Below are 631 nucleotides of genomic sequence, written 5' to 3'. Positions count from 1 at the left end.
GGCGCATGCTGAGCGACACCTTCGCGGGCATCTCGCCGCCCAGCGCACCCGCGTTCATCGCGGCAGAGTTGGCCGGCGCCGGCGTCGCGCTCGCCCTGCATGGCTGGCTCGGACCCGACACAGCCTCGGCTCAAGACCCTGCAAGACTCGACCACCATGGATGACATCACGATCTATCAYAACCCCGCCTGCGGGACCTCGCGGAACACGCTCGCGCTCATCCGGCATGCCGGCTTCGAACCGACGATCGTCGAGTATCTGAAGACGCCGCCGACGAAGGATCGTCTGCGCGAGCTGGTTGCCGCCACCGGCCAGTCGGTGCGCGCGCTGTTGCGCGAGAAGGGAACGCCCTTCGCGGCGCTGAAGCTCGATGAAGCGCATTGGACGGATGAGGCGTTGATCGACTTCATCGAGCTGCATCCCATCCTGCTGAATCGGCCCATCGTCGTCTCGCGACTGGGCACGGCGTTGTGCCGACCTTCGGAGAAAGTGCTCGCGCTGCTCCCCGTGGGCCAATTGCCGCCGTTCACGAAGGAAGATGGCGAGGTGGTGGTCGATGACGGCGTGCGTCGTCCGTAGCCAGAGTGCCCAGGCAAGCCCTGGGCATAGTCCATCGCTCGGCTCATGCATG

The 631-nt window shown here is 65.9% G+C and carries 1 protein-coding gene; it reads left to right on the top strand.

Annotation, left to right across the window (positions count from 1 at the left end; all coding sequences use genetic code 11):
* Nucleotides 1-156: 156 nt before the first annotated feature.
* A complete protein-coding gene (gene arsC, locus AC1D01_RS37720; RefSeq protein ID WP_477875073.1) occupies nt 157-579 on the top strand; it encodes an arsenate reductase (glutaredoxin) in 423 nt (140 codons plus the stop codon).
* The last annotated feature ends 52 nt before the right edge of the window (nt 580-631 follow it).

The sequence above is a fragment of the Rhizobacter sp. P3_B12 genome, from assembly GCF_056402895.1.
This window is presented reverse-complemented; position numbering and strand designations above follow the sequence as displayed.